Annotated in this window: 16 protein-coding genes and 1 pseudogene; 8 read left to right on the top strand and 9 right to left on the bottom strand. The window is 68.0% G+C overall.

The genetic code is table 11. The annotated features are described in order from the left end of the window. Window positions 1-38: 38 nt before the first annotated feature. The 3 genes from QA609_RS18825 to QA609_RS18815 all read right to left on the bottom strand — a co-directional run bounded on the left by QA609_RS18825 (window position 39) and on the right by QA609_RS18815 (window position 5,229). Window positions 39-1,193, bottom strand: coding sequence for a site-2 protease family protein (locus QA609_RS18825; RefSeq protein ID WP_278304164.1), 1,155 nt, complete (start codon window positions 1,191-1,193; stop codon window positions 39-41). Between the two features lie 159 nt (window positions 1,194-1,352). After that, on the bottom strand, window positions 1,353-2,600 hold the full coding sequence (locus QA609_RS18820) for an MFS transporter (protein ID WP_278304163.1): 1,248 nt from the start codon (window positions 2,598-2,600) through the stop codon (window positions 1,353-1,355). A 106-nt stretch (window positions 2,601-2,706) separates the two neighbouring features. Next, entirely contained in the window at window positions 2,707-5,229 is a 2,523-nt protein-coding gene (locus QA609_RS18815; RefSeq protein WP_278304162.1) for a heavy metal translocating P-type ATPase, read from the bottom strand. A gap of 186 nt (window positions 5,230-5,415) precedes the next feature. Between QA609_RS18815 and QA609_RS18810 the strand changes: the two genes are divergently transcribed. Then, on the top strand, window positions 5,416-7,878 hold the full coding sequence (locus QA609_RS18810; protein ID WP_278304161.1) for a PAS domain S-box protein: 2,463 nt from the start codon (window positions 5,416-5,418) through the stop codon (window positions 7,876-7,878). A 28-nt stretch (window positions 7,879-7,906) separates the two neighbouring features. On the opposite strand, the gene QA609_RS18805 is transcribed toward QA609_RS18810, so the two are convergent. Next, window positions 7,907-9,391, bottom strand: a complete 1,485-nt coding sequence (locus QA609_RS18805; RefSeq protein WP_278304160.1) for a sulfatase-like hydrolase/transferase — start codon at window positions 9,389-9,391, stop codon at window positions 7,907-7,909. A 156-nt stretch (window positions 9,392-9,547) separates the two neighbouring features. On the opposite strand from QA609_RS18805, the gene QA609_RS18800 reads away from it, so the two are divergent. Together QA609_RS18800 and QA609_RS18795 are read left to right on the top strand one after the other, a co-directional pair. After that, window positions 9,548-10,897 (top strand): sulfatase, encoded by a 1,350-nt coding sequence (locus QA609_RS18800; protein ID WP_278304159.1) that lies wholly within the window; start codon window positions 9,548-9,550, stop codon window positions 10,895-10,897. A 64-nt stretch (window positions 10,898-10,961) separates the two neighbouring features. Beyond that, window positions 10,962-11,774 carry a creatininase family protein gene (locus QA609_RS18795; protein WP_278304158.1) on the top strand — a complete coding sequence of 271 codons (813 nt, stop codon included), beginning with the start codon at window positions 10,962-10,964 and terminating at the stop codon, window positions 11,772-11,774. Window positions 11,775-11,783: 9 nt separating this feature from the next. On the opposite strand, the pseudogene QA609_RS18790 reads toward QA609_RS18795, so the two are convergent. After that, a pseudogene (locus QA609_RS18790) lies at window positions 11,784-12,037 on the bottom strand (glutathione S-transferase N-terminal domain-containing protein); the annotation flags it as partial. A gap of 134 nt (window positions 12,038-12,171) precedes the next feature. Here QA609_RS18790 and truA point away from each other — a divergent pair. Further along, a complete protein-coding gene (truA, locus tag QA609_RS18785; RefSeq protein WP_278304157.1) occupies window positions 12,172-13,020 on the top strand; it encodes a tRNA pseudouridine(38-40) synthase TruA in 849 nt (282 codons plus the stop codon). 58 nt (window positions 13,021-13,078) lie between these two features. Then, the gene (locus QA609_RS18780) at window positions 13,079-13,324 is read left to right on the top strand and encodes a hypothetical protein (RefSeq protein ID WP_278304156.1); all 246 of its coding nucleotides are present in this window, start codon (window positions 13,079-13,081) and stop codon (window positions 13,322-13,324) included. 22 nt (window positions 13,325-13,346) lie between these two features. On the opposite strand, the gene QA609_RS18775 is transcribed toward QA609_RS18780, so the two are convergent. Further along, on the bottom strand, window positions 13,347-13,508 hold the full coding sequence (locus tag QA609_RS18775; protein WP_278304155.1) for a hypothetical protein: 162 nt from the start codon (window positions 13,506-13,508) through the stop codon (window positions 13,347-13,349). Between the two features lie 74 nt (window positions 13,509-13,582). Further along, on the bottom strand, window positions 13,583-14,971 hold the full coding sequence (locus tag QA609_RS18770) for a M28 family metallopeptidase (protein ID WP_278304154.1): 1,389 nt from the start codon (window positions 14,969-14,971) through the stop codon (window positions 13,583-13,585). Window positions 14,972-15,063: 92 nt separating this feature from the next. Between QA609_RS18770 and pepF the strand changes: the two genes are divergently transcribed. Then, on the top strand, window positions 15,064-16,854 hold the full coding sequence (gene pepF, locus QA609_RS18765; protein ID WP_278304153.1) for an oligoendopeptidase F: 1,791 nt from the start codon (window positions 15,064-15,066) through the stop codon (window positions 16,852-16,854). A 13-nt stretch (window positions 16,855-16,867) separates the two neighbouring features. Here pepF and QA609_RS18760 read toward each other — a convergent pair whose 3' ends face one another. Together QA609_RS18760 and QA609_RS18755 are read right to left on the bottom strand one after the other, a co-directional pair. Further along, window positions 16,868-17,038, bottom strand: a complete 171-nt coding sequence (locus tag QA609_RS18760) for a hypothetical protein (protein ID WP_278304152.1) — start codon at window positions 17,036-17,038, stop codon at window positions 16,868-16,870. Window positions 17,039-17,116: 78 nt separating this feature from the next. Further along, window positions 17,117-17,569 carry a hypothetical protein gene (locus QA609_RS18755; protein ID WP_278304151.1) on the bottom strand — a complete coding sequence of 151 codons (453 nt, stop codon included), beginning with the start codon at window positions 17,567-17,569 and terminating at the stop codon, window positions 17,117-17,119. Window positions 17,570-17,710: 141 nt separating this feature from the next. Here QA609_RS18755 and QA609_RS18750 point away from each other — a divergent pair, with 141 nt between their 5' ends. After that, the gene (locus tag QA609_RS18750) at window positions 17,711-18,667 is read left to right on the top strand and encodes a hypothetical protein (protein WP_278304150.1); all 957 of its coding nucleotides are present in this window, start codon (window positions 17,711-17,713) and stop codon (window positions 18,665-18,667) included. A 120-nt stretch (window positions 18,668-18,787) separates the two neighbouring features. Further along, window positions 18,788-20,017: a proteasome-activating nucleotidase gene (locus QA609_RS18745; protein WP_278304149.1), complete on the top strand. Its 1,230-nt coding sequence runs from the start codon at window positions 18,788-18,790 to the stop codon at window positions 20,015-20,017. Window positions 20,018-20,025: the final 8 nt, after the last annotated feature.

Below are 20,025 nucleotides of genomic sequence, written 5' to 3'. Positions count from 1 at the left end.
TCGCCGGCGAGGACCGCGGTCGTAGCCGCGACGGACGCTCACTGCTCGAGCGAACGCGGCTCGGCCGGGATCGACCGGCTCCGCTGGGCGATCTCCAGGGCCTTCATCAGGTCCGTCCGCGAGATCAGCCCCGCCAGCGAGCCGTCGGCGTCGACGACGAGGACCCGTCCGATGTCCTCCCGCTGGATCGTCCGCAGCGCGGTCGTCGCCTCGTCGGCGGGCGCGGCGGTGACGAGGTCGGTCGACATCACGTCCGCGACGACGGTATCGTCGTCGTCGGCTCGTTCCTGGAGGTCCTCGAGGGTGACGATGCCGACGAGTTCACCGTCGTCGAGGACGGGGTAGCCGGTGTGGCGCTCGCGCATCATCCGCTCGAGGAGCCGATCGAGCGAGAGATCCGGCGAGACCGTGTCGAGTTTCGGCGCCGGGGTCATCAGATCCGCGACGGTCAGCCCCTCGAAGGCCGTCTCGATGAAGATCTGCTGGGTCTCGCTCGAGGCGGCGATGTAGATGAAGAAGGCGATCGCGATCCAGAAGATGCTGAACGTGATGATCCCCGCAAACCCGAGCAGGAGCGCGAACCCCTTCCCGACGCCGGCGGCGATCTGCGTCGCCTCGAGCCGGGAGCGGTTCCGCGAGAGCAGCGCCCGAAGCACCCGGCCGCCGTCCATCGGGAACCCCGGCAGCATGTTGAAGATCGCCAGCACGACGTTGAGTATCGCCAGGTAGCCGAGGACGAACAGCGCGGCCGGCAGTTCGGCGGGCAACAGGACGAAGCCGACGTAACAGACGACTCCGACCGCGACGCTGACGATCGGGCCCGCGATCGCGATGACGAACTCCTTGTGCCAGTCCTCGGGCATCTCGGCGAACTGCGCGAGTCCGCCCAGGAACCACAGCGTGATCGACTGGGTCTCGAGGCCGTAGCGGCGCGCGGCCATCGAGTGCCCCAGTTCGTGGAAGAAGACGCTGACGAACAGCCCCAGCGCGGCCGCCAGCCCGAGCAGCCACGGGGTCACGCCGTCGGTCAGCGGAGCCGGATCGATCCCCGCGCCGAAGGTGTCGTTGAGCAACTCGACAGTAAGCTCCATCTGGACGCCGATGAGGTAGGCTAACAGCGGAACGACGAGGAGAAACGAGACGCCGAGCTTGATCGGAATGCCGAACGCCGAGCCGATACGGATACTGGCCATACTGACGTTACGAACCGGAGCCCCTTTAGCACCTTTCGAGACGGAATCCCGTCCACGAGTGGCGGCGGTCCCGACGCGGAGTCGAAAACGAGTCAGGTGGAGACAGAGCGGAACTGCGCTCAACAGCCGATAAAAGCGGGCGCAGTCCCACGCACGCTCTCAGTCGGCGAGCCGACGCAGCGTCGCGCCCGCGAACGCCACCACGATTCCCGCCGTCGCGATCACGCCGAGTCCGAGGGCGTACGAGCCCGTCAGGTCGTGAATCGTCCCGATCAGTACCGGGCCGAGGAAGCCGCCGATCTCGCCGACCGCGAAGATGAAGCCGACGGCGGTCCCGGTCAGCCGCGCCCCGATCCCCTCGAGCGCCGGCGGGATCGCCCGAACGAGCGGGGAGAGCCCGCCGACGCCGATCCCGGCGACGACGATCCCCGACAGGAGCGTGATCCCCATCCCGTCCGCGAGGACGACGCCGATCATCCCGGTACAGAACACCGCGCCGCAGCCGATCAGGGCCGTCGGTCGCGCCTCGTAGCGGTCGGCCAGCACCGGTACCGCGAAGATGCCGACGGCGTAGGCCGCGACGAAGAGGCTCGTCGTCTGGCCCGCGAGTCCGGGCGAAATGCCCCGGGACTCGAGCACCGTCGGGAGCCAGCCCTGGATCCCGTGGCTCGCCAGCAGGTACATCGTGCCGACGACGACCACGAGCTGGAGCTCCCGGTGGGTGAGGATCAGCCGGAGATCCCGCCGAATCGACTCGAGCGGCGACCCGTTCTCGTCGCCGGGCGTCCGCTCGCTCGCGTCGTTGGCCGCGGAACGCTCGTCGATCCGCAGTCGTCGAGCGAGGAGGTACCAGCCGAGTCCGTAGCCGACCGCGACGAGCCCGCTCCAGAGAAAGAGGGGACGCCAGCCGCCGAGCCACGGGCCGAGGATCGGTCGTCCGACCCCGAAGGCGAGCGCGGTCCCCGCCGACGCGCCGACGAGGTAGATCGAGGACGGAAACCCCGTCCGACTCGGCGGAAACAGCGTCGAGACGAGCTTCGGCAGGCCGAACGTGATCGCGGTCGCGCCGACCCCGAGCAGCAGGGTGAGCGCCAGCAACGAGGGAAACCCCTCGGCGACGCTCCGGCCCGCCTGCGCGACGCCGAAGATCGCCGCGCCGGCCGCGAGGCTCCGTCCGGGACCGATCCGATCGACCGCCAGCCCCGAGAACAGCGCCAGCGGGATGTAGGTCAGCGGCACTGCGCCCGCGACGACGCCGGCCTGGGTCCCCGATAGCTCGAGCTCCGCGATGATCGTCGAGAGGTACGCCGGCAGCGAGAACCAGACGAACATCAGGCAGGTGTAGGCGAGCGTCGCGGCAACGACGATCCCGTAGCTCCGTCGTCGCCCGAGGGTATCGTCGGCCATTCGTCCGCGAGATGCGGGCGTTCCGTCCTGTAGGTTGGCCTTGCCCCGCCCGGTTGCCGCTTTGCGATCTCGAGGCGAACCCGATAGCGGCGACGACGCTCGAGCGCTACCGGTCGAGCAGCGGCCGCGAGGCGTTCGCGGCGACGAGCGAGACAGTTACCGCGAGCGCGGCCGCCGTCATCAGCGGGCTCAACAGTCCGGCCAGTGCGATCGGAATCACGATCGCGTTGTACGAAAGCGCCAGCCGGAGGTTCTGAGTGGCGCGATCTCCCGCGGCTCGAGCGAGCGCGATCGCCCGCTCGACGCCGGCCAGATCATCCCCGAGGATCGCGAGGTCGGCGGCGTCGGCGGCGAGCGCGGTGCCCCCGCCCAGCGAGATCCCCAGATCCGCCGCGGCCAGCGCAGGCGCGTCGTTGGTCCCGTCGCCGACCATCGCCACCCGTCGGTCCGCCGCCAGCCGCTCGATCGCCGCGGTCTTGCCGGCCGGCGGGACGTCCGCGAAGACGTGTGCCAGGTCGGCCCGCCGCTCGAGGAACGCGCTCGCAGCCGTGTCGTCGCCGGTGAGAACGACGACCTCGACGCCCGCGTCCTGGAGCCGGGTCAGGCTCTCGACCCACTCGCTGCGGGGCTCGTCCCCGACGACGATGATCCCGCTTGCCCGGCCGTCGGTACCGACGAGGACCGGGAGCCGACCGCGCTCGCGAGCCGTCGCAGCCCGTGAGGCGAGATCACCCTCGAGCGTCCAGCCCCGCTCGCGGAACAGGTCCGGGTGACCGACCAGCACCCGTCGTCCGTCGACGACGCCCTCGACGCCGGTCTCGTGGGAGTCGAACTCCCGGACGGTCGGCGGAGTGTCGGCACCGTCCCCGACGGCCGTTTCCCCCGCGTCGGCTCCGTCCTCGCCGTCTCCGGACTCGTTCCAGCCGGAGAAGGCGTCTCGGATCGCGGTCGCGGCCGGGTGGGCCGCCCGATCCTCGAGTGCGCCCGCGGCCCGGAGCAGCTCCGGTGGCGCGTCGGCCTCGAGCACCCGCATCTCGCCGGTCGTCAACGTTCCCGTCTTGTCGAAGACGACGACGTCGACCTCCCGGAGCCGTTCGAACACCGTCTCGTCGAAGACGACGATCCCCCGATCCAGCGCCTCCTGAATGCTCGTCGCGACCGAAACCGGGGCCGCGAGGCCGAGCGCCCACGGGGTCGCGACGATCGCGGTTGCCAGAACGGCCGTGACGGCCATCGGCGCGTCCCAGCCCAGCGCGAGCGCGGCCGCGCCGACGCCTGCCACGGCGAGGGCGACCGGCGGGGTCGCACGCGCGGCGAGGCGGTCGGCCCGCCGACTGACCCCGTGGGTCGCGCTCTGGAGGTTCCAGACCGTCTCGGTGAGGCGCTCGAGGCTACTCTCGGTTCTGTCGGCAGCGTCGACGACCGCTGCACCGGAGACGACGAGCGAGCCGCCGACGGCGTCGTCGCCCGCCCCTTTCGAGACCGGGAGCGACTCCCCGGTGACGACCGCCTCGTCGACCGTGCAGCTCCCCTCCGCGAGCCGGCCGTCGACCGGGATCCGCTCGCCCTCGCGGACGAGCAGCCGATCGCCCGCGGCCAGCCGCTCGGTCGGCACCGTCCGGGTCGTCCCGTCGGCCTCGAGGAGACGGGCCTCGCCGACGTCCGAAACGGTGAGGTCGGTGAGCCGGGCCAGCGCCCGCCGTTTGACCGTCGCCTCGTAGAACAGCGCCGCCATCACCGTCGCTGCGACCAGGATCGTCAGGTCGTAGTAGACGTCGTTGCGCCCGAGCGCGAGCGCGACGGTGCCGTAGGCGAAGGCGGCGACGACGGTGACGGCGGCCAGCAGCTGGGTGTTCGGCCGGCGGAGCCGCAGGCTGACGTAGGCGCCCCGGAGCAGGGGCATCCCGCTCAGGTAGAGAACGGCGCCGGTGACGGACAGGAACAGCGGCAGCAGTATCAGCCCGTCGAGGGTCGCGAACGCCCCCTCGTACGGTGCGAGAAACCGCCAGTCGACGATGTCCGCGAGGTAGACCGGGTAGAGGATGGTGACGTACGGCACCAGCAGAAAGGAGCCGAAGACGATCCCGACGACGTAGCGCATCTCGAGGACGTCCTCGCTGCGCCGCTTGCGCAGCCCCGTCATCTCCCGGGAGCGGTGGGTGGTCTCGCTCGAGTCGTTCCCGCGGTCCCCGCCGTCCCCGTCGCCCTCCGCCGACGAGTCCCTGCCGGCGACCCCGTCCCGGCGGTAGGCCGTGTACCCGGTCGTGGTCAGGGCCGAGCGGAGCTCGTCGGCCGAGGTCAGCGCGGGATCGTAGTCGACCCGCACCGTCTCGGTGACGTAGCTTGCGGTCGCCTCACGGACACCCTCCCGTTTCTCGGCGACGGACTCGAGGTAGGCCTCACAGAGCGCGGAGTACATCCCGTCGATCCGGAAGAACGCGCGGGCCGCGTCGTCGGCTGTGGCGCTCGAGCCCGTCGCGTCGGCGGGCTGCTCGTCGCTTCCGTCCTCGGGCGGCTCGCCGAGGGTCTCGTGGATCTCCCGGCAGCCCCTCGAGCAGAACCGCTCACCGTCGCCGACGTCGGCGCCACAGAGCCGACAACTGCTCGTCTCCGCGCGGGTATCGGACACGTCTTCTGATAAGAGGACGAAGGAGTATAACGGTAGCCGTGAGCGCTGTCGCCACCCCGGCGGAGCACGCGATCGTGTCATAGAAAATATCTTTCGGTGCAGTACCGTTCGATCTCGGATTGCCGAACAGTGCGGGGAACGGTCCGAACACGGGCCTTATCCGAGTCGAGGGTCTCTAGGAAATATATGAACGACCGGGCCGGGTCTTCCGAACTGACGTTCTGGGGAGAGATGGATGACACCGAGGCCCTCCAGCACTATCGTACCCTCGTCGAGACGGTCGACGACGGGATCTATCGACTCGACGCCGACGGCCACCTCGCCTCGGTCGACGACGTCATCGTCGAGATGACCGGGTACACACGAGAGGAACTGCTCGGCGAGCACGTGTCCGCGCTCTTCGGCGACGGCAGCGAGACGATCGAACGCGAGATCGACCGTCTCCGAGCGAACGACTCCGAGCGAGGCGAGCCGCTCGAGCTCACCCTGGAAACGGCCGAAGGGGAACGGGTTCGTTGTGAACTGCGGGTAAACGTGCTCGACGCGAGTGATCCCGCACAGGGAGCGGTCGGAACCGTTCGCGAAACTGATGAACGTAATCGGGGGGAAACCGAAACCACCGAAGCGACCTTTCGTCGACTGTTCGAGAACGTCCCCGGCAACTATCTCATCGTACAGCCCGGCGACTACGAAGCCGTGGCCGTGAGCGATGCCTATCTGGACGCGACGATGACCGATCGAGCGGAGATCCTGGGGAAGTCGCTGTTCGAGATCTTTCCGAACAATCCCGACGATCCAGCCGAGGGCGTCGAAAACCTGCGCGAATCCCTCGAGAGAGTAGCGGAAACCGGAGAGGCCGACGTTATGCCGGTGACGCACTATCCGATCCCCGACCGCACGTCCGACGGCGACGAGTTCGAAGAGCGCTGGTGGAGCCCGACTAATTCGCCCGTGTTCACCACGACGGGCGAGATCGATTACATTATCCACAGTGTCGAGGACGTCACTCCGATCGTCCAGGAACTCCAGGCGGACGGCGAGCAGGAGCTGCTACAGGAACCCGACACGGCGGAGTCACAGCTCGCCACGGATATCGTGTTGCGCGGACAGGAGCTACTCCAACAGGCAAAACGCGAGGCGTACGAACAGCTGCGCGAGAGCGAAGAACGCTTCCGGGCGCTGGTCACCACCACGTCGGACGCGGTGTTCAGTACGAACGCAGACTGGAGCGAGGTGCACAGTTTAGAGGGAGCGGATTTCATCGCGGACGTCAACGAGCAAGGGCCGTCGTGGGTCGATAAGTACGTTCCGCCCGAAGACCGGCCGCGCGTTCGGCGGACCATCGACGGAGCCATTCGCACGAAAAGCAGCTTCGAGTTGGAACACCGAGTCGTTCGCAATGACGACACAGTTGCCTGGATCGTCTCGCGTGCGACGCCGCTCCTGGACGAGGACGGCGAAATCATCCGATGGTTGGGGACGGCGAACGACGTGACCGAGCGGGTCGAACGCGAGCGGTATCTCGAGGATGCAAAAGAGCGGCTGGAAGCGGCGGCAGAAGCCGGCGCCGTCGGAACCTGGGAGTGGAACATTCCCGACGACCGGATGGTCACGGGTGCGTCGTTCGCCAAGACGTTCGGGATCGATCCCGAGGTGGCCACCGAGGGCATCTCGTTCGACCAGTTCACCTCGGCCATCCACGAGGACGATCGCGAACGTGTCGAACGGAAGGTCGAGGACGCTATCGAATCGGGCGAAGAGTACAGACAGGAGTACCGCGTCTGGGACGACGACGACGACCTCCGGTGGGTGGTTGCGCGCGGCCACGTCGAGTACGACGACGACGGTACTCCGGTATCGTTCCCTGGCGCCCTCGCCGATATCACCGAGCGCAAGCAGTTCGAGCGACGACTCGAGGTGTCCAACGAGCGCCTCGAACAGTTCGCCTACGCCGCCAGCCACGACCTGCAAGAACCCTTGCGTATGGTGTCGAGCTATCTCCAACTCATCGAGCGCCGATACCGAGACGACCTCGACGACGACGGCGAAGCGTTTCTCGAGTTCGCCATCGACGGCGCCGACCGAATGCGCGAGATGATCGAGGGGCTACTCGAGTACTCCCGGGTGGATACGCTGAGCGATCCAGCCGAATCGGTCGAGCTGAACGCCGTCGTCGAGGACGTGCTCGAGGATCTCCACGTTCGGATCGTCGAAACCGACGCCGAAGTTACGGTCGAGGAGCTGCCGCGTCTCGAGGGCGATGCCAGCCAGCTCCGACAGCTGTTCCAGAACTTGCTCGACAACGCCATCACCTACAGCGGCGACGAGCCGCCGCGGATACGCGTGAGCGCCGACCGGAGACACAACGACTGGGTGATTTCAGTCGACGACGAGGGGATCGGGATCGATCCCGAGGATCAGGACCGTATCTTCACGGTATTCGACCGCCTCCACAGTCACGGGGCGTACGAGGGGACCGGTATCGGGCTGGCGCTCTGTCAGCGGATCGTCGAGCGCCACGGAGGCGAGATCTGGGTCGACTCCGAACCCGGTGAGGGAGCGACGTTCTCGTTTACGCTCCGAGCCGGAAGCGAACGCGATCCGCGTACCGTCGTGGACGGTCACCGTTCATCTCGACTGGACGACTAGTGCGCCGAACGCTTCCGCTCACCCGCCGTTAGAGATACCCCAGATCCGCCAGCCGTTCCCTGGTTCCGGCCTGCATCTCGACCTCCCCGCCCGCCTCGGACGTCTCGAGCGAGTCGAAGCGCTCCTCGAGTCGCGTCCGTAGCTCCCGCGCGCGCTCGGGGCGGTCGGCCGCGAGGTCGGTCCGCTCGTCGGGATCACCCTCGAGGTCGTGGTAGCGCTCGAAGCCGTCGTCGCCGCAGACGTACTTCTCGTCGCGGGTACGGATCGCCCGGAGTCGGCGATCGAACGCCCGCACGCGGTCGGGAATCTCGTCGAAGCGCGCCTCGAGGCGATCGATAGAGGGCTGGGGGGCGGCGTACTCCGCGAAGATGGCGTCCCGTCGCCCGCTATCGCTGTCGGGGTGGAACGACCGCCCGTGACCCTGCTCGAGCAGCTCCGGGTCGTCGATTCCGACCGTCTCGAGCAGCGTCGCGGGGAGATCGAGCAACTGGACCAGCTCCCGCCGTTTGCCGCCGCCGGTGAAGGGGCCGCCGTGACAGACCAGCGGAACGTTGATCAGCGTGTCGTAGAGGTTGTACTGGTGGCCGAAGAAGCCGTGCTCGCCGATGTGCTCGCCGTGGTCGCCACAGACGACCAGCAGGGTGTCCTCCCACTCGCCGGCCGACTCGAGCGACTCGCGAAGCCGCGCGAGCTGGTCGTCGACGTAGGCGACTTCGGCCCGGTAGAGTCCGCGAAGGAGCCGGAACTCCCGCTCGGTGAGGTCGTAGTCCTCGCAGTCGTAGGCCCGGGGGTCCTGTCGGATCGCAGTCGCCTCCTCGTAGCTCGCGTCGTCGGGAAGGAAGCGTTCGGCGTACTCCCGCGGCGGGTCGTACTCGACGTGAGGTTCGATGAAGTTACAGAACAGGAAGAAGGGGTCGTCGCCCCGCCCCTCGAGCCAGTCGCCGATCCAGTCGACCGACCGCGAGGCGCCGTCGTCGCCGGCGGGCTGGAGCACCTCGCTGTAGAGGACGTTCGCCGCGTTGACGAGGGGGCTCCCCTCGAACAGTCGGTCGCGGGTCGCCTGGAGCTTCTCGCGGACGTCCTCGCCCCTGACGACGGCACCCATGTCGGTGTCGGACTGGATGTACTGCCAGCCCTTCCGGAGGTCGTCGAACCCGCGGTCGAAGCCGAACTCCTCGGTGATCCAGGTGTTGTTCGAGACGCCGACGGTCTCGTACCCGCCCTCCGAGACGGCCTCCGCCAGCGTCCGGAAGTCGTCGTCGAGGAACGTGTGCCCGCCGTGGGCGCCGTGTTCGGACGGGTAGCAGCCGGTGAACATCGAGGCGTGTGAGGGCAGCGTCCACGGCGCGGTCGCGAACGCGTTCTCGAAGCTCGTCCCCTCTTCGGCGAGCGTCGTCAGCGTCGGTGCCGTCTCCGGGCTGACGCTTTTCGCTCTAGCGGTGTCGAGAACGACGAGAACGACGTTCCGAACGTTCGTGTGTGACTCTCCGTCACGCTCGTTGGGTTCGCTCATGATAGATCACCTCCGCCTCTCGTCGGGAAGGCGCCAGACCCGGCTAATGCAGGGGATTCAGGGGTTCGGATCGGGTCGAGTGACCGTCTCCGCCGCCGACCGATCAGGCTGTCGCCGGCCCAACGCTTACTCCCTCCGGTTGCGTACGCCGGAGCGATGGCCCCGCCGAACATCCTCTTGATGCACTGCCACGATCTGGGGCGCTACCTCGGCTGCTACGGCGCGGCCGTCGACACGCCGCGGATCGACGGGCTCGCCGACGAGGGGGCCCGCTTCGACCGACACTTCGTGACGGCCCCGCAGTGTTCGCCGAGTCGCTCGAGCCTGATGACCGGACGCCACCCCCACCAGAACGGGATGCTCGGGCTCGCCCACGGCGACTGGGAGATCGGCCCCGACGAACGCCTGCTCCCGCAGCTACTCGGCGAGGCCGGCTACGAGACCCACCGGTTCGGTCTCCAGCATATTACCGAGTACCCAGACCGACTCGGTTACGATCACGAACACGTCGAGGAGCCGCTGCGGGCGAATACGCCGCCGTCAGTTCACGAGACCGCCCGCGCCCGCGAGGTCGGCGAGGAGGTCGCGTCGGTGCTCTCGGCGGGCGAGCACGAAACCCCCTTCTTCGCCTCCGTCGGCTTCTTCGAACTCCACCGGGTCGAGGAAGAGGACGGGTTCAGGTTCGAAGCCGACCGCTACGAGACGCCCGATCCGGAGCGCGTCGAGCCGCTCCCGTTCCTCCCCGACCGACCGGGGATTCGCAGCGACATCGCCGAAGTACAGGGAATGCTCGAGGCGCTCGACGACGGCGTCGGGACAGTGCTCGACACCCTCGAGCAGGCGGACCTCGCCGAGGAGACGCTCGTCGTCTTCACGACAGAACACGGGCTGGCGTTCCCGCGGGCGAAGGGCTGCTGTTACGACGCCGGCATCGGCGCCGCGCTGGCGATGCGGTACCCGGGCGAACTCGAGCCCGACGCCGTCGACGACCTCGTCAGTAACGTCGACGTCTTCTCGACGCTACTGGAGTTCGCCGGCGCCGAGAGTCCCGCGAACGTCGCCGGACGGAGTTTTCGCGGCCGTCTCGTCGACGAGGGTGAGGAACAGTACGAGCCCCGAGAGCGGCTGTTCGCAGGGATGACCTGGCACGATCGGTACAACCCGATCCGGGCGGTTCGGACGGAGCGGTACAAGTACGTCCGGAACTTCTGGCACCTCCCCGGGGTCTATCTGACGAAGGATATCTACGAGAGCGCCGCCGGCAGCGAGGTCCGCGAGGAGTACTACTGCGAGCAACGTCCCTACGTCGAGCTGTACGATCTCGAGGCCGACCCCCACGAGCGGGAGAACCTCGCCGACGATCCCGACCACGAGGACGTCAGAAACCGACTCCGGGACGAGCTCATCGGGTGGATGCTCGAGACGGACGACCCGCTGCTCGAGGGCCCCGTTCGGCCGAGCGACTGGGAGGAGATCCACCCGACGATGGGCGACGAGCAGGACTGAACGTCGCGGAGTCGTCCCGGTCCGCGCTCCGAACCGATTTTGGCCTCGGATGCGAAGGCAGCGTATGACCGACGACTCGACCCGCACGACCGACTCGGCCCGCACGACCGAGGATCCGTACCGCGTTGCCGAGATGACCTGGCGAGAGATCGAGGACGCACTCGAGTCCACGTCAACGCTGTTGCTCCCGGTCGGCACGACCGAGCAACACGGCCACCACCTCCCGTTGGGCGTCGACGTCTACATGCCCGAGGCGATCGGGGAACGAGTCGCCGAGCGCAGCCCCGCCCTGCTGGCCCCGCCGATCTGGTACGGCGTCAGCCCCCACCACACGTTCAAGCCGGGCACGTTCACGCTCTCCTCGGAGACGTTTCAGCGGTACGTCACCGACGTCTGTGCCTCCGCGGGCCGCTGGGGGATCGAGAGCGTCGTCCTGCTCAACGGCCACTACCTCGCTCAGGATCCCGAACTCGAGATCGTCGTCCGGGAGCTGCGGTCCGAGCACGGAATCGAGGCGTTTCACGCGCCGCTGGTCGAACTATTCGCGGAGGTCGCCGAAGAAATCCGTACCGGCGAGGTCTCCTTTCACGCCTCCGAGTTCGAGACCAGCATCATGCTCGAGCTCTTCCCCGAACTCGTCCGGATGGATCGGGCCGAACGCGTCGACCCGCCTCGGGAGTCGCTGCCGCTTACGGACTACGACGCCCTCGGCGACAACAAGGTCGGCTGGTCGCTCACGGCCGAGGATATGGACGAGCTGACACCTACCGGGAACATCGGTGATCCGACCGTCGCGACCGCAGAGACCGGCGCGGCGCTCGTCGACGCCGCCGTCTCCGAGCTGTGTCGGCTCGTCGACGCGCTCGAGGACGACTGATGCCGCCCGTCAGCCGTACTGTTCCTCGAGGAAGGCGACGATCGCCTCGTTCTCGGAGAACGCCTCGTTGCGGTCCGCGTCGACGAGGGAGGGGATTTCGTCGTCTCCCAGCACGGTCAGTTCGTGGTAGGTCCGCTCGTTGAGCGCGTCGCCGCCCTCGTCGCCGGGGAGGCGCGGATTGTGGACGACGTACGCGCAGCCGAGGTCGGTGAGGTCTCGCGAACCTCGGTGCTGTGCGGACAGCCCTCGGCCTGGTATGGTTGAGGATCTCGCGAACGAGTTGCCGAACCGGGGGGACAGGGTTCAGCCGGCGAGTGGAGGGCGGTCGATCGACCGGCTCGAGCCACCCGTGTCGGGTTCGACGAGGCTAACATCCCGGGACCGCTGGGTCCAGTCGATGGACCTGCGCGCGTTTCGGATCGCCTACGACGGCAGCGACTACTACGGCTTCCAGCGCCAGCCCGACGTGCCGACCGTCGAGGACGCGCTTTTCGACGCGCTGCGAGATCTGGGGGTTCTCGATCCCGACGCGAGGAAACCAGTCGGCTACGCCGCTGCCGGGCGGACCGACGCGGGAGTCTCTGCGCTCGCCCAGACGGTCGCCCTCGAGGCGCCCGACTGGCTGACGCCGCGAGCGTTCAACGGCGAGCTCCCCGCCGACGTTCGGGCGTGGGCGGCCGCCGACGCGTCCGACGGGTTCCACGCGACCCACCACGCTACCCGACGCGAGTACACGTATCACCTGTACGCACCGCCCGCGAATCGCCGTGAGGGGAACGAGCCCGCTCGAGCCGCCGTCGACGGCGACCGGTTTCGGGCCGCCTGCGACGCGCTGTCCGGCACCCACGACTTCCACAACCTCACGCCCGACGACCGCAACACCGAGCGCTCGCCGACCCTCGAGGCGAGCCGGGACGGCGACTACCTCGTCGTCGACGTCTCCGCTGGCGGCTTCGCCCGCGAGCTCGTTCGACGGCTCGTCTCGCTCGCGCGGTCGGTCGGGACGGGCGAGCGGTCGTTCGGCGACCTCGAGCGCGCACTCGAGCCCGAGCCGTTGCCCGGCCACGAGGGGATCGCCCCCGCTCCGCCCGAACCGCTCGTGCTTTCCGCCGTGGACTATCCCGATCTCGCCTTCGAGGTCGACGAGGACGCTGCGGCGAGCGCTCGAGCGGTGTTCGACCGTCGCCGCATCGAGCGCCGGACCGGTTCGCGGGTGGTGGGGCAGCTCCGTGACGGCCTGCGGTAGCTCCCGCTCGACCGCACGCGGGAGAGCGTTTTTGGCCCCCGCGTTCGATCGACGGAGCATGGAACTCTCCCCCGAGGAGTACGGCGCCTACTGGCGCGCGTCGATCTACGTCGCCGCGGGCGTCGTGCTCGTCGCTCTCACTTACCGATTCGTCATCTCGACGCTGTTCGCCCAGTCGGAGGGCGGTCCGATCGCCGTCGGGCTGTTCCTGTTCGCGACGCTGACGTTCGCCGGTTGTTTTCTCGTCATGCTGGGCGTTGCGCGAGTCGTCCGAACCGCCGTCGACGCGGAGATGCGAGGGTGAGAACGGATCCGCTCGAGGGCCGTCACCTGACGAGCGCTTCGGGCTCGGTTCGATCCTCCCGGGAGACGACGTACCCAGCGACCTCCCGCTGCGTGTGTTTTTCGACGAGATGATCCTCGAGATCGCGATCTAGCTCCAGAACCTCCTCGCAGATCGGACACGTAACTGGTGGATCGAATGTCATGTTCTCCTTCGATCTTTGCCAACTGCGGACAAACCGCTACAGCCTGCATATGCTCGCCCGCCGAAGCGGGTCGGCTACTCCCACGCCGAGGGCCAGACCTCGGCCGCCCGCATTCCGGGGACGTAGTTCTGGTCCTCGAAGCGCTCGCGAAGCTCGTCGGCCGACACCCGCGGGACCTCGGTCCCGGTCAGCTCACGAATCAGCAACGCGGTCAGCATCGCGTGTTCGCGGAGGTTGCGGGGTTCGACCTTGTCGCGGGTGTCGGCCGCGGTGTGACCCCACCCTCGCCCTCGCTCGCCGCCGTCGGCCGGCTCGCTGTGGAGCTGTAGCGACGGGACGCCCGCCCGCAGGAACGGCCAGTGATCGCTGAACGGGTGGGGATCCCGGTCGTGAACGATCGGCTGGCCGACCGACTCGGTCGCGTCCTCGGCGAGTTCCGCTAGCGGCTCCGAGGCGTGGGAGAGCGCCTTCAGGTTCCGAAATCGTCCGGCGCCGTCGACGTTGACGACCGCCCGGACCGACTCGAGGTCGAGGTCCTCGGCCAGCGCCTCGGCGCCCAGCAGCCCGATCTCCTCGCAGCCGACGCCGGCGATCCGGACCCGACACTCGAGGTCGTCCTCGAGGTCGGCGAGGATCGATGCCGCACCCGCGACGGTCGCGATCCCGCAGCCGTTGTCCAGTGCGCCCTCGGCGATATCGTGGGCGTCGTAGTGAGCCAGGACGAGGACCTCCTCGTCGGTTTCCGGACCCAGAGTCCCGTGGACGTTCCGGCTCGTGCCGTCCGCCGTCGAGGCGTCGACGCGCAGTCGGGCTCGAGCGTCCCGCTTTGCGTACTCGACGAGCCAGTCGTGGGTTTCGGCGCTGACGCCGACGCCGGGGATCGCGGCCTCGGCGTCGAACTTCAGCGCGCCCGTCGGCGGCAGCTGCCCGGGGACGTGGTTGGCGAAGACGAACGCCTCGGCGCCGGCGGCGGCCGCGTGGCCGAACTTCTCCATTCGATGGACGAACCGCCGATCCGAGGGGGTCGTCGTGCTCGCGACCGCGATCGCGCCCCGCAGATCGACCTCGTCGATCTCCTCGGGGGTGCCGTAGCCGACGTCGACCAGCGGCCCCTCGAGGTCGCCCGGCGGACAGTACGGCAGGGCGATCGCCTCGAAGGAGCGGTCGCCCGCGGGGGCGTCGGTCTCGTCACCGACGTCGGTGACCGCGAACTCGGTCGTTCCCCGCTGCCAGCGTTGCATCGGGAACTCGTCGATCCGAACGTCCGCGAGCCCCGCCTCCTCGAGGCTGTCGCCGACGATCTCCGCGGCCCGCCGTTCACCCGAGGAGCCGCCCATTCGGTCGGGCAGGGCGGTCAGTCGACTCAGCAGCCTCCAGGTACGGTCGTCGGTCCACGCGCGGCCGAGCGCTCGTTCGAGGGTCGGGTCGTGCTCGCGAGTCGTCGATCCGTCGGCGTCGTCCATACCCCGCCGTTTCGCGGCGACGATCAAAAGCCGTCGGGTGGTCGACGTGGGGCTTCGATACCCTTTACCAGCTTCATTCCGAACGTTCGTTCATGAGTTCCGTTCCAGAGCGCTCCGAGATCGACGAGGAGTACACGTGGGATCTCGAGAGCATCTACGCGACCGACGACGACTGGGAGGACGCCTACGAGGCGGTCACCGAGCGCGTCGACGAACTCGCGGGCTACGAGGGGGAGGCGACCGACGACGCCGAAACGCTGTACGCCGTGCTCGAGCTTCGCAACGAGATCATGCGGGAGGTCGCGACGGTCTTCTCGTACGCCCGGATGCGACGCGACGAGGACACCACCGACCAGGAGTATCAGGCGATGACCGCCCGGGCGCAGTCGCTCGCGGCCGACGCCCAGTCCGCGGCGTCGTTCATCGAGCCCGAGCTCCAGGCGCTGACTCGCGAGGAGTTCGACGCGATGGTCGACGAACAGCCGGAACTCGAGACCTACGACCACTACGTCGACGACGTGTTGCGGATGAAACCCCACACGCGATCGGCGGAGGTCGAGGCGCTGCTGGCCGACTTGAGCGAGGTGACGGGGGCGACGGGGGAGGTGTACAACATGCTCTCGAACGCGGACATGTCGTTCCCGACGGTCGAGGACCCCTCGGGTGAGCCCGTCGAGATCACACAGAGCAACTTCACGAACCTGCTCAAGCGGCCCGACCGTGCGTTCCGACGGGAGGTCTACGAGGCCTACTTCGAGGAGTGGAGCGACGTCCGCAACGCCGTCGCCGCCTCCTACAAGAACAGCGTCAAGGCCGACGTCAAGATGGCCCGGGCCCGCGACTACGACACCGCCCGCGAGGCCGCCCTCGACGGCCCGAACGTCCCCGTCGAGGTCTACGACACGCTCGTCGACAGCGTCAACGACAACCTCGAGAAGCTCCACCGCCACGCCGACCTCAAACGGGAGGCCCTCGAGGTCGACGAGCTGCGAATGTGGGACCTGTACATGCCGCTGACGGCCGACGAGGGCCCAGACGTCGGGTACGATCAGGCGGCCGAGTACGTCGTCGACGCCCTCGAGCCGCTCGGCGAGGCGTACCAGTCCCGCGTCGCCGACGGGCTCGAGTCCCGATGGGTCGACGTCTACGAGAACGAGGGCAAGCAGTCCGGCGCCTACTCCGGGGGCACGTACGACACCCAGCCCTTTATCCTGATGAACTACCAGGACGACATCGCCTCGATGTACACCCTGGCCCACGAGCTGGGCCACTCGATGCACTCCGAACTCGCGAAGGAGGAACAGCCCTACGTCTACTCGGACTACGAGATCTTCGTGGCCGAAGTCGCGAGTACGGTCAACGAGGCCCTGCTGACGAACCACCTGCTCGAGACCGTCGAGGATCCCCACTTCCGCAAGCACGTCCTCAACGAGTTCTTGGAGCGGGTTCGCTCGACGCTGTACCGTCAGACGCTGTTCGCCGAGTTCGAACACGAGGCCCACCGACTCGAGGAGGCGGGCGAACCGCTCACCGCCGACCGCCTCGACGAGATCTACGGCGGGCTCAAGGAACGGTACTACGAGCCCGCCGAGACCGACGACCGTATCGCCCGCGAGTGGATGCGCATCCCTCACTTCTACCGGGCGTTCTACGTCTACCAGTACTCGACGGGGATCTCCGCCGCGCTGGCGATCGTCGACGGCATCGACGACGATCCGGACGCCGCCGAGGACTACCTCGACTTCCTCCGGCGGGGCTCCCGGGAGTACCCCCTGGAGTTGCTGCGGATCGCCGGCGTCGACATGAGTTCCTCCGAACCCGTCGACCGCGCGCTCGAGACCTACGGCCGACGGCTCGACGAGCTCGAGGACCTGCTGGCGTAGGCCGTTTTCGACGCTACCGTTCAGTTCGAAGATCGAGCCGGAGGTACGCGACCCCGATAGCGACCAGTACCGCTCCGAAGCCGACGGCGAGTATTTCGCCCGCGAGAAGTCCGTAGCCGACCAGCGCGATCCCGGCGACTCCGTGCGAGGCGACGATCAGCGGCCGTCGGCGTTCCCGGTTCACGTTCGGACGAACGCAGGTGGGGCCGATTAACCGTTTCGTCCTCGAGACGTCACGGGCGGGACGACCGATCCCGACGGCTCAGATCGCAACCGCGACCCCGAGCCCGACGGAGACGACCACCAGCGCCAGCACGCCGACGAGTCGCCCGCGGGAGGGCTCGCGCTCGAGGTCGACGTGCGGACCGTCGGTTAGCGTCTGGACGCCGAAGAAGGCGAGCGACAGCGCACCGACTCCCACTACGACTCCGAACAGCGGCGACGAGCCGACAGTCGGTACCGCGGTGAGCAGCCAGCCGATCGCCAGCAGTATCGTCCCGACGCCGTTTGCCTGCTGCCATCCGACCGCTCGCCCGGCGATCCGGAGTCGGTCGGTCGCGCTCGAGAGGACGAACGCGAGGCCGGCGAGACAGAGCAGGACCGCGCCGACGATCGACGGCCAGCCTGACGGGTCGGCGAGCGCGAGAAACCCGGCCGAGGAGAGGAGGATTCCGACCCCGAGAGGGAGTGCGAGACGGCGCTGGAAACGAGCCATAGTGAAAATACTTCGACAGGTCATATAACCGTTACCCCGCCGCCGTCGGCCGAACGGAGTCGACCGACGGCCGTCGATCGCGGCCTCGCGGATCGAACCCACCGAAAGAGCGATACGATCGCCGGGAGATGCTACTGAAGAATGCGAGAGACCATCGTCGATCGCCTCCGGCAACCGGAGTACACCGGCGAGAACCGGTGTACGCCGTGTACGGTGCTCAACCTCGCCATCGCCGGCGCGATCGGGACGGCCGTCGCACGCAGGTCGAGAATCGCGGGTGCCGCCGTCGTCGGAGCGTCGGCCGCCGCGATCTACCTTCGCGGGTATCTCGTCCCCGGGACGCCCGAACTGACCAAGCGGTACCTTCCGGAACGGGTGCTCCGGCTGTTCGGCAAGGAAACGGAGCCCGAAATTCACGGCGGACTCGTCGCGGGCGAGTCGCGAGTCGACGAGACGAGTCCGAAGGACGTCGGTCCCGAGGCCGAGGCCGACGCCGACGGGCCGAGCGCGGATTCGGCCGGCGATCCTCCGATCAGCGACACCGGGGACGAGCCCGACCGACCGCAGCCACCTGAACCCGAGCGCTACTTCCTCGAGGAGAGCGTCGTCGAACCCTGCGAGGAGATCGACGACCTCTGTCTGACCGAGCCGTTCGAGACCGCCTGGAGCGACGAGATCGGTCGCCTCGATACCGACGCGCTCGAGGGGACCGACGCCGCGGTAGCCCTCGGATTCGACGCCGAGCAGGGCGCGTTCGAGATCACCGGCCACGGCGACGACGCGCGAACGCTCCGGCGGGACGGACGGCTGCTCGGCAAGTGGCCGTCACGGGCCGCCCTCGTCGCCGACGTCACCGCCGCCCGCGTCCTCGAGTCGTGGGACGACGACTGGGCGGCCTACGACCCGCGAGCGAGGGGCGAGCTGCTCAACAGCCTGCGACTGTTCCTCGAGACCTGTCCGACGGGCGGGGGCGAGGTCGTCATGGGCGAGGAGACCGTCGAGTCCTGCTGTCGCTCCCACGACGTTATCGCGATCACCTGCGCCGAAACCGACGAGCGACTGTTCGAGTACCCCGTCTCCGAACTCGACCTCGAGTAACGGGGTGTTGATTCGAGTGTGGACAACGTCGTGTCCGCCCTCGGACGACGGAATCCGCCGCGCAATCCCACCGCGACCCAAAGGCACATTTATCGTCGAAAACTAATCGACCCATAACAGATGTCTCGAAGCCCGTCTATCCCCGACCGACCCCACCGCGAGATCGACCCCGATCTCCCCGACGACGAGCGGCTCGATGCGCTTCGCGACCACTTCGAGGACCTCGTCGACGTCAACGACCAGCTCACGGAGCAACTCGACGAGGCCGAGGGCCGCAGACAGCGCCTCCAGGAGAAGGCCAACCGGGTCGAACGCGAGAACGAGACGCTGAAGAGTTCCTCACTGTACATCGCGACCGTCGAGGACGTGATCGACGAGGAGGTCATCGTCAAACAGCACGGCAACAACCAGGAGGTCCTGACCGACGTCTCCCCGCGGCTGCTCGAGCGCGTCGAGGCGGGCGACCGCGTTGCGGTCAACGACTCCTTCGGGATCCAGTCGATCCTCGACGCCGAGACCGACGCCCGCGCGCAGGCGATGGAGATCACCGAGCGTCCCGAGGTCGACTACACCGACATCGGCGGGATCGACGAGCAGGTCCAGGAGGTCCGCGAGGCCGTCGAGCAGCCCCTGACGAACCCCGAACTGTTCGAGGAGGTCGGCATTGACCCGCCGAGTGGCGTGCTCCTGCACGGTCCGCCCGGGACCGGGAAGACGATGCTCGCCAAGGCGGTCGCCAACGAGACCGACGCCACGTTCATCAAGATGGCCGGCTCCGAGCTCGTCCGCAAGTTCATCGGCGAGGGCTCCCGGCTCGTTCGTGACCTCTTCGAGATGGCCCGCGAACGGGAGCCAGCTATCATCTTCATCGACGAGATCGACGCCGTCGCCACCACCCGCACCGAATCGAAGACGTCGGGCGACGCCGAGGTTCAGCGGACGATGATGCAACTGCTCAGCGAGATGGACGGCTTCGAGGCCCGCGGCGATATCCGCATCATCGCCGCCACCAACCGCTTCGACATGCTCGACCGCGCGATCCTCCGTCCCGGTCGGTTCGATCGGCTCATCGAGGTCCCCGAACCCAGCCAGGAGGGCCGCGAGCAGATCCTCGCGATCCACACCCGTGGCATGAACGTCGACGACGAGGTCGACTTCGCCGCGCTGGCCGAGGAGACCGACGGCTACTCCGGCGCCGAGATCGAGAGCCTCGCGACCGAGGCCGGCATGTTCGCTATCCGAAACGACCGCGAGGAGGTCCGCCAACAGGACTTCCTCGACGCCCTCGAGAAGATCGAGGAGGACGACTCGAGCGACGTGATCTCGTCGGCGGGCTACTTCTACCAGTAGCACCGATC

This window comes from Natronococcus sp. A-GB7 (genome assembly GCF_029688865.1).
Classification (GTDB): Archaea; Halobacteriota; Halobacteria; order Halobacteriales; family Natrialbaceae; genus Natronococcus.
The sequence above is the reverse complement of the archived record's forward strand: the minus strand, read 5'-3'. Positions and strand labels throughout refer to the sequence as shown.